The 7,193-nt window shown below is 37.9% G+C and carries 7 protein-coding genes; 3 read left to right on the top strand and 4 right to left on the bottom strand.

Annotation, left to right across the window (positions count from 1 at the left end; genetic code table 11):
* Positions 1–589 precede the first annotated feature (589 nt).
* Complete coding sequence (locus tag DWA31_RS15200; RefSeq protein ID WP_114327424.1) at positions 590–1,609, top strand: LLM class flavin-dependent oxidoreductase; 1,020 nt, start codon at positions 590–592, stop codon at positions 1,607–1,609.
* Positions 1,610–2,176: 567 nt separating this feature from the next.
* On the top strand, positions 2,177–2,419 hold the full coding sequence (locus tag DWA31_RS15195) for a hypothetical protein (RefSeq protein WP_210725613.1): 243 nt from the start codon (positions 2,177–2,179) through the stop codon (positions 2,417–2,419).
* A gap of 451 nt (positions 2,420–2,870) precedes the next feature.
* Here the strand turns inward: DWA31_RS15195 and DWA31_RS15190 are convergent, their stop codons facing one another.
* From DWA31_RS15190 to DWA31_RS15175, 4 genes are all read right to left on the bottom strand, one after another.
* Positions 2,871–3,242: a cation transporter gene (locus DWA31_RS15190; protein WP_114327423.1), complete on the bottom strand. Its 372-nt coding sequence runs from the start codon at positions 3,240–3,242 to the stop codon at positions 2,871–2,873.
* Positions 3,243–3,282: 40 nt separating this feature from the next.
* The gene (locus DWA31_RS15185; RefSeq protein ID WP_114327422.1) at positions 3,283–3,642 is read right to left on the bottom strand and encodes a cupredoxin domain-containing protein; all 360 of its coding nucleotides are present in this window, start codon (positions 3,640–3,642) and stop codon (positions 3,283–3,285) included.
* A gap of 9 nt (positions 3,643–3,651) precedes the next feature.
* On the bottom strand, positions 3,652–5,964 hold the full coding sequence (locus DWA31_RS15180) for a heavy metal translocating P-type ATPase (protein ID WP_114327421.1): 2,313 nt from the start codon (positions 5,962–5,964) through the stop codon (positions 3,652–3,654).
* 139 nt (positions 5,965–6,103) lie between these two features.
* Complete coding sequence (locus DWA31_RS15175) at positions 6,104–6,406, bottom strand: MerR family DNA-binding protein (protein WP_245942646.1); 303 nt, start codon at positions 6,404–6,406, stop codon at positions 6,104–6,106.
* A gap of 274 nt (positions 6,407–6,680) precedes the next feature.
* Between DWA31_RS15175 and DWA31_RS17915 the strand changes: the two genes are divergently transcribed.
* Entirely contained in the window at positions 6,681–6,812 is a 132-nt protein-coding gene (locus DWA31_RS17915; protein ID WP_425451903.1) for a hypothetical protein, read from the top strand.
* The last annotated feature ends 381 nt before the right edge of the window (positions 6,813–7,193 follow it).

Below are 7,193 nucleotides of genomic sequence, written 5' to 3'. Positions count from 1 at the left end.
CGACCATTTCAATGATGAATTGCCATTTTAGTCATCGAGTTGATTAGTTCAAAAAATTGGTAATAGAGCCTTCTGAACGGTAAATTATTATGCGGCAAATAGTGGCGGATTTACGCCGGCACCAACAACATGAGCAACACCCGAAAACTCTAGCCTGTTACAGGTAAATACACGTTAATTCTATACCGACAGCGTGATTGTGATTCCGGTTGTCGAGGGTTCAAATCCCTTTAGCCCCATTATTCCATTTAAAATCAACGCCTCTGGGCATTCACTACTATAATCAGAACTTGCGGATGAGCGCTCCTGTCTATAAAAGGGCGTTTGACTTGAAAGTAGGTCAGTCAAAAGTGATCGGCTTGAATGGTATTGACCGATCGGCTTCATGGTATTACGCACTATGCGTAGCACAACCATTTAACTGAATACTGTTTGTTAGTAGCTTCTAAGTTTCTTTTTTTGAAGCTGTTTAATTGTTAGTGCGACCAAAAGCATTTTTCAATGGAGAAGAACCCCTGTATAATTGGTTAACATGTTAATTACTTTGTGGTAAAGTTGCTGTCATCTCTAGTCTGCATGAAAATAACTTATGTCTCTACGTATTAGCGTTACTGATCAATCACCCATCCACGCCAACTCTTCTTCTGGTGAATCGCCATTGCTTTCTGTTAAGTTGGCTCAGGCGTGTGAACGTTGGGGATATCATAGATTTTGGATGGCTGAGCATCATAACTCAGGTATCTTTGCGTGCCCTTGCCCTGAAATTTTGATTGGACATATCGCTAGTCAGACATCGCGTATTAAGGTGGGCACAGGTGGTGTGATGCTTTCTCATTATAGTCCTTATAAAGTTGCAGAGCAGTTTCGTATGCTAGAAGTACTTTATCCTGATCGAGTAGATCTTGGTGTTGGACGCGCACCGGGTGGTGATCAAGTGTCGAGTGATGCGTTGGCATTTCCGGCAAAAGCTTCTAATAGTCAGGCTTTTTCTCATCAAGCACATGACTTAGTGCATTTTCTGAAGGGAACGATGGAGCCCGATCATCCCTATTCAAAATTGATAGTAACACCTCAGGTAGATGCCGCTCCTTCGTTATGGATGCTTGGCTCTGGTAGTGCTTCTTGTGAATTTGCTGGCACCTTGGGTACAGGTTTTGTACTTGCACAGTTTATCGATAGTAGAACGCCAGCAGATAAAATTTTTAACGCTTATAGGGCAGCATTTCAGGCAGCAGGTCATAAAGGCTCTCCAAAAACTATGCTGGCATTGGCTGTTGTTTGCGCTGATACAACAGAGGAAGCACAGCAGATAGCATCCATTAGAGCATATTCGAAAGTATTAGCGCATATGCATGGTATTCGTGATGGTTTCCCATCACCACAGGAAACGGCAGCGGCTCTTAAAAAACTATCCGTATCTGAAATGGATTATTTTAATCAATGTATGGGTGACATTATTTCAGGCACAGGTGCCGAATGTCGTACAAAAATTGAGGCGCTGGTTGATAATTGTCAGGCGGATGAAGTTACTGTGGTGAATGTTACTTATACGTTTGAGCAGCGTCTACGCAGCTATGAGTTATTAGCTCAAGCATTTGAAATGTATTAATAGTGAACTTAGTTTAGTTGTTTAAGCAGTAATGTAATACTAATTGAAATAATGAATAGATCCTTCATTATCTCAATTGGTATAAGTAAACAAAATATAGCTTTATTTAAAACTACAAAATACCCGTATTTGAGTATTCTGTGAGTACGTGAAGCAATAAATTACGTTTAAATCCAAGCTATGACATGAGCAACACAAGTAATACCTAGATTGATCTACGTTAATCCAAGTAAATCCTATACCGACAACCTGAATGTGATTCCGGTTGTCGAGGGTTCAAATCCCTTTAGCTACCCCATTTCCTCCCCTTTAAAATCAAAGCCTCTGGGCATTACCCTCTATGATTAGCACTTTCTGATGAATGCTCCTGTGCATATTCTGTGCTGAAATAGAATGATTTTAATGTAAAAATACAAAACACGTCTACCTTAAATAATCGTTACCACCATGACTACATAGTGTCTACATGCTTATGGTGATATAACGTTTAAAGTTGATTTTTATTGGCATACTCACTTATTGAATAATAAGTGAGTATGCGTTCAAAATAGAGTTTTTATTTTCACAATGAGTTTTAAAACAGAACCTACAGGGTATGAAAAAACAGCGTTGTCAGATCTTCAAGGTGCTTGGGGGAATTTACGTAATGCTGTTGTTGAAGAATTTGGTTTCCCGAGCTCTGATAAATTATTATTTCAAATTGATGAGGCTATGAGTTGGGAATCTGTGAGAAATTTAAAACATATGAAATCAACTTTATTGTTAATTCAAAATATTACATGGCTATGTAGATCAATCAGGAACAATTAAAAATTGCTTGAAAACGTCATTCCAGTGGTGTTTTAGGCTGGAATCTAAACTAAAAGACAATGGATCTTCGACAAAAAACTTCGAAGATGACGATATTAATGAACTCCTGAGTAAAGTACATAGGCAAGAAATATTATTGCTCAAACAGAATCACCAGAAGAAGTAGTTTTCTGGGTAAATGATGTAAGAGCTAGTTTGGATAGTACTTTTCAAGCTATTGCAGAAGGCAAAGATAAATAGTTTAGTTGTAATCAACTTATTGATATATTTATTAAATGGCGGGGAAGTTCCTTGTATTTTTATGCTAAATATAAAAGCTATGGTGAAAATGCTATATCACCTAGCTTTGAAACTAAATTTGCGAGGTTAGTGTATATGGGGGAAGATAAATTTAACTGAAATTTGCTATCAAAACGTTAACCTATAGTTTCAATTGCTAGTAATGAACTAGCTAATTGTGTTTTTTACCTGCTCCCGAAGGTGGTTTGTGACAACTCCAAGGAACATGTTTTGCATTATCTTTAACATTTTGATCAACAAACTTGTAATACTCGTCTTTGGTATGTGTCCACCAATCATTGTGAATGTCAGCTCCATGCTTTTTAATGATTTCTTCAATCCCTTCAAGGTTAATGTTAGTTGCATCATATACGAGGTAGATGGTAGCTTCTGATGTATTAAAAGAAGCTTCATCAATACCAAAAAGGTTGTCAATATCTTCCATCAACAGCTCCCTATTGGCATCAGTAACATTAGTTAATCGTAAGTTCCTTACAACTAGGTTTGCTTCTTTAACACCGACTCTGTGGTCAAATTTAGTCATGTTATTCTCCTTAAATGGATGTGTTCACTTTACCAAAGATTTATTCAACTATCAGCGTGCCTTTATACATTTGCATTTGACAGTTAAATGGATATTCTCCTGATGTCATAGGTGGTAGTACGACGTCTGTATCAATATCAAGTGGTAGCTCTTCACTAATCTCAAAATCAGGAAATAAAACCATAGCCGCACAAGGGTTACTGTCTTTTCGAAGAAATTGAATAACGGTCTGCTGTCCTGTTTTAACTTTTATCCTTGCTGGTTGATAAACGCCATTATTAACAATAACTATAATTTTATTATCATCACTAGCAGCCTCCTCCTCAGCAGGTTTATATAACCAGAACCACCAAATAATTAGTGAGATAAGCACAAATCCTGCAATATTAATAATCATCATAAAACTCTCCTAGTGATCCTTAGCTTTGAAGAAGCGCAATCGGTTGGCATTACTCACCACCGTTAATGATGAAAAAGCCATTGCTGCTCCAGCAATAACGGGATTAAGTAAAATGCCAAAAAACGGATATAAAACGCCTGCTGCAAATGGCACTCCCGCGACATTGTAAATAAAGGCACCAAAGAGGTTTTGTTTGATATTACGAAGTGTTGCCTTGCTTATAGCAATCGCATCAGCAAGGCCGTGTAATGAACCCCGCATCAAGGTAATATCGGCACTTTCTATTGCTACATCTGTACCTGTGCCAATAGCAAAACCAACATTAGCTAATGCCAAAGCTGGAGCATCATTAATGCCGTCACCTGTCATACCTACAATTTCATGTTGCGCTTGTAACTCGGCAACCTTTCTAGATTTATCTTCAGGTAATACTTCAGCAAATACTTCAGTTATCCCGACTTTTTTGGCTACTGCTTGCGCGGTAGCACTATTGTCTCCGGTAATCATGACGACTCGAATACCATTGTTTTTCAGACGTTTTATTGCAGAAATAGAGTCCTCTTTTATGGGATCAGAGACTGCGATAATAGCCACCAACTTGTTATCTATAGCGAAGTACATTGGCGTTTTAGCTTCATCAGCCAATGCTTGCGCTTGTTCAACAAACCCACCAAGTGTAATACCATTTTTTAGCATCAATTTTTGATTACCAAAAAGTAAGTGCTGATCATCGATTGTTGCTGATACGCCTTGCCCTGTAATAGCGTAAAAGTCACTGACGTTATCTAGTTCAAGGCCACGTTCAATGGCAGATTCAACGATTGCCTGAGCCAAAGGGTGTTCAGATCCTCTTTCTAAACTGGCAACACTCGTTAAAATATTATTTTCGGTATAGTGATTATCTACAATGATAAAATCAGTCACCTTAGGAGCGCCTTCAGTAATAGTGCCCGTTTTATCTAATATCATAGCGGTGATTTTGGAAACTGTTTGTAATGCTTCACCATTACGAATGAGTACACCAGCTTCTGCCGCTTTACCTATACCAACCATGACCGACATTGGCGTTGCTAGTCCTAATGCACAGGGGCAAGCAATAATTAATACGGTAGTTGCCGATATCACGGCAAATGCAATGGCTGGCTCTGGACCAAAATTAAGCCAAGCTAATGCACTGACAATAGCGATAATCATGATAACAGGGACAAAGTAAGCAGCAATCACATCAGCTAAGCGCCCAATGGGAGGTTTTGAATTTTGTGCGCGTTTCACCATCTTGATGATTTGCGCTAGGGCTGTATCTTTACCAATACGAGTTGCTTTAAATAATATGGAGCCTGACTTATTGAGTGTTCCTGTAACAACTTCATCCCCAATACCTTTTTCAACAGGCATAGGCTCACCTGTTAACATTGATTCATCAATCGAGCTATGACCTTGTGTCACGATTCCATCAACAGGTATTTTCTCTCCTGGACGAACACGCAGAATATCCTTAAGTAAGACCTGCTCAATAGCGATATCAATGTCTTTATTGTCACGTACAACACGCGCAGTTTTTGCCTGTAAACCTATTAGTCTTTTAATCGCCTCACTGGTACGCCCACGAGCTTTTACTTCCAAGGCTAGACCTAAATTAATCAAACCAATAATCATTGCCGTTGCTTCAAAATAGACATGTCGGGCCATTTCTGGCAATACCATAGGAAAAAAAACCACGACCATCGAATATAACCATGCAGTTCCTGTGCCTAATGCAATGAGCGTATCCATATTAGCAGAATGATTAACGAAGGATTTCCAAGCGCCAACATAAAAATGTTTACCTGAAAAATACATAATAGCTACACAGACAAGGCCAACAGTGAGCCAAACTCCACGCTCAAATATCGTTTCTACCGTCATGGGTCCGCCAGCGATACTGTAAAGCATCAAAGGTATTCCAAGTCCCAATGCGATCCACATTTGGCGTATTAACCTTTGGTAATATTGCAGCTCAACTTGTTCTTTTTCATCAAGTAGTTGCTCATCGCCCAAACCAGATGTCGACTTTGCGTTATAACCAATGCTTTCAACTGCTTTGATTAATTTGTCAGTCTCGGCACTACCATTAACTGTGACGGTTCTTAAGGCAAAATTCATTGTTGCCTGTTTAACTCCAACAACTTCCATTAATGCTTTTTCAATTTTACCGACACAGCTTGCGCAGCCAGCACCTTCTATAATGAGTTCCAGAATTGAGTTAGAAAGAGCACTTTCATCTGGGGGGAGATGCTTTGGTGATTCTTTATCTTGTGCTAATTTTACTTTTCCTTCATTCATCATATTCTCCTTCAATAAGATGGCAAATCATTTTACCTGTAGGTGCACTGTCTGGTTTGTCTTGCCAATCATTGATGGTCTTTTTTAACCGTTCTATTAATAGCATTGCTTCTTGAAACTATAGCATTGCTTCTTGAAACTATAGCATTGCTTCTTGAAACTGTTTTTCAGTTGCAACTAGCCTTTGTTCAACAATATCCTTTACCAATGGACAAGCACTATGGCCTTTATCAGCTTGAGTCAGAATTTCTGTGATTTCTTCGACAGAAAAATCTAACTGTCTTGTACTTAGAATAAACTTCAATCTTTGCTGTTCTGGTTTGCCAAAGACTTTGTAGCCATTTTCCGCATTTTTATTCGGTGTAAGAAGACAGATCCTAGTATAGTAGCGGACTGTATTAGCTGTGGTATTCATATAATTGGAAAATTTTGTGACTTTCATGGCATCCTTCCTAGATAAAGCATAGATTAATAAACGATGCTTATATAACATACACATAGTTTACACCTGCGTCTAAGACACAGGTCAAGCTTTAAAATAAAGCGATGACAAAAGACATAATAAATGTCACTGCGACCTTACTAATACAGTTTATTTAGGATATTTAATGAAAAACTATAATAGTATTCAGTGGGAACATTCTCATGATTTCGGTATTGACAATAAGCGCCATGAAAATAAAGTAAAAACTGTATTTTAGTTAACAACAGTGATCATGGTACTTGAAATTACTGCTGGTACTTGGTCTGGTTCTATGGATCTTCTTGCTAACGGATGGCATATGGGAACTCACTCTGCCGCATTTCTAATTGCTATTTTTTCTTATTATTATGCTAAAAAAATGTGAATAATTACCTTGTCACTGTCTACTTATAAAATAAATGAGAAAAATACTCCCTAGATTATTAATAAACTTAGGACTTCATATACGATATAATTACAGACCATATTATAGCTTTATTGAGCATTCGAAATGATAAGAATCAGTCAATTCAATTCAAAGTACGAACTTATGTAATACAGTCATACATACCCCTTCGTAACCATCTTTTCTGCTACCATATTCTATAGGTATGGTTAGCAGTGTGGTAGTAGAGCTTCAGCATCGCTGAAAAGGATAATTACTTAACAGAAAGGTCTTTAGCAAAGGTAAATGTAGAAGGTTTTTTAAGCACAGAAATTCATAAACATTCATTTTATTAGCTTTAATTAATCTATCATCTTTATG

It is taken from the genome of Candidatus Colwellia aromaticivorans (assembly GCF_003333305.1).
GTDB lineage: Bacteria > Pseudomonadota > Gammaproteobacteria > Enterobacterales > Alteromonadaceae > Colwellia > Colwellia aromaticivorans.
This window is presented reverse-complemented; position numbering and strand designations above follow the sequence as displayed.